Genomic DNA, 2122 nt, shown 5'->3' with positions numbered 1-2122 from the left:
GCCTTCGGACCTGCTGGCAAGCTGTCTCGTCGGCGGCATTGCCCGCGCCGAACTTCCGTTCGAGCCCAAGGGACTGACCGGACGGACGCTCGCGCCGCAGGACTTCGTGCTGCCGCCGCTGCCGAACCAGCTCTTCACCCGCGACAGTTCCTGCTGGATCTATCGCGCTGTTTCCGTCAATGCCATGTATTGGCCCGCCAGGCGGCCCGAGGCGGCTAACGTCGAGGCTGTCTACCGCTTCCACCCGCGGTTTCGCGACAGCGGCATTCCATTCGTGTCTCCCGGAGCCGGAACAGGCATCAGCCTGGAAGGCGGGGACGTCATGCCCGTCGGCGGAGGCGTCGTCCTCGTCGGCATGGGCGAACGCACCACGCCGCAGGCGGTGGGCGACCTTGCCCGCAGCCTGTTCGCCGCCGGAGAGGCCACGCGCGTGATCGCGGCGCTGATGCCCCGCGACCGCTCCTTCATGCATCTCGACACCGTCTTCACCTTCTGCGACCGGGACCTTGCCACCATGTATCCGCCCGTGGTCGAGCGGCTGCGCTGCTTCTCGATCCGGCCCGGAGACGGCGATGCGGCGGTCGATGTCAGGGAAGAAAACGCCCCTTTCACGACGGTCGTGGCGGAGGCGCTTGGACTGAAATCACTCCGGATCATCACCACCGGCGGCGACCGTTACGAGGCTGAACGCGAGCAGTGGGACGACGGCAACAACGTCGTCGCGGTCGAGCCGGGTATCGTCATCGGCTACGATCGCAACGTCTATACGAACACGCTTCTGCGCCGCGCGGGGGTTGAGGTGATCACCGTCGAGGGCGCCGAGCTCAGCCGCGGCCGCGGCGGCGGCCATTGCATGACCTGCCCCATCGCCCGCGACCCGATCTGAAAGGACAGCAAATGTCGATCAACCTGCATGGCCGCTCGGTGCTCTCGCTGGACGACCTCTCGCCCGAGGAGATCCGCTTCCTCCTGAAGCTGGCCGCCGATCTCAAGGCCGCCAAGCAAGCCGGGCATGAGATACCGCGCCTTGTTCGCAAGAACATCGCGCTCATCTTCGAAAAAGACTCCACGCGCACGCGGACGGGGTTCGAGGTGGCCGCCTACGATCAGGGCGCCCACGTTACCTATTTCGGTCCCACCGGCAGCCATATCGGACACAAGGAGTCCATGAAGGACACCGCGCGCGTGCTCGGCCGGATGTATGACGCGATCGAATATCGCGGCTTTGCGCAGCATCAGGCCGAGTTGCTTGCCGCGCATGCCGGGGTGCCTGTCTACAACGGTCTGACGAACGAGGCGCATCCGACGCAGATCCTTGCCGATTTCATGACGATGCGCGAATTCACGCACAAGCATCTTTCCGACATGACCGTCGCCTTCGTTGGCGAGGGACGGGACAATGTCGCTCAGTCCCTGGCCGTGGGCGCCGCCAAGGTCGGCATCGACATGCGTATCGCTTCACCGAAGGAGCTCTGGCCGGACGAGGAATTCTGCGCCCATGTGAGGACTTTGGCGGAGCGCAACGGCGGCCGGTTCAGATTGGACGAAGACGTGAAGGCTTGTGTCGAAGCTGCCGACTTCATCTACACGGATGTGTGGGTTTCCATGGGGGAAGACAAGTCTGCCTGGCCGGAGCGCATTCGTCTCCTGACGCCCTACCGGGTAACGAGCGAAGTGATGTCGGCAAGCGGCAATCCGCACGTGAAATTCATGCATTGCCTGCCTGCGTTCCATGACACCGAGACTGAAGTCGGCGCCTACGTCGCGCGCGAATATGGGATCGACTGCATGGAAGTTTCCGACGAGGTATTCGAGTCGAGCGCGTCGATCGTCTTCGACCAGGCGGAAAACCGCATGCATACGATCAAGGCGCTGCTCGTCGCCACGATCGGCAACTGAGATGCTGATCGTCGCCGCGCTCGGCGGGAACGCGCTTTTGCGGCGCGGCGAGCCGATGACCGCCGAGAACCAGCGCAGCAATGTCAAGCGTGCCGCATCCGTGCTGGCGGCGCTGATCAGCGAAGGACACTCGGTCGTAATCACGCATGGCAACGGCCCCCAGGTGGGCCTGCTGGCGCTGCAGGCCGCCGCCGACCCGGAGCGTGAGGCGTTCCCATTGGAT

2 protein-coding genes and 1 pseudogene are annotated in these 2122 nt (G+C 64.5%); all 3 read left to right on the top strand.

Features of this window, described 5'->3' with window-relative positions; genetic code table 11:
* Positions 1–886, top strand: an 886-nt coding sequence (locus EOA29_RS34100; RefSeq protein ID WP_127222239.1) for an arginine deiminase family protein, incomplete at its 5' end; no start/stop codon positions are given.
* 11 nt (positions 887–897) lie between these two features.
* Positions 898–1899, top strand: coding sequence for an ornithine carbamoyltransferase (argF, locus tag EOA29_RS34095; RefSeq protein ID WP_126092036.1), 1002 nt, complete (start codon positions 898–900; stop codon positions 1897–1899).
* A gap of 1 nt (position 1900) precedes the next feature.
* Positions 1901–2122 (top strand): annotated as a pseudogene (locus EOA29_RS34090) (carbamate kinase); the annotation flags it as partial.

This window comes from Mesorhizobium sp. M1E.F.Ca.ET.063.01.1.1 (assembly GCF_003998155.1).
Taxonomy (GTDB): domain Bacteria; phylum Pseudomonadota; class Alphaproteobacteria; order Rhizobiales; family Rhizobiaceae; genus Mesorhizobium.
This window is presented reverse-complemented; position numbering and strand designations above follow the sequence as displayed.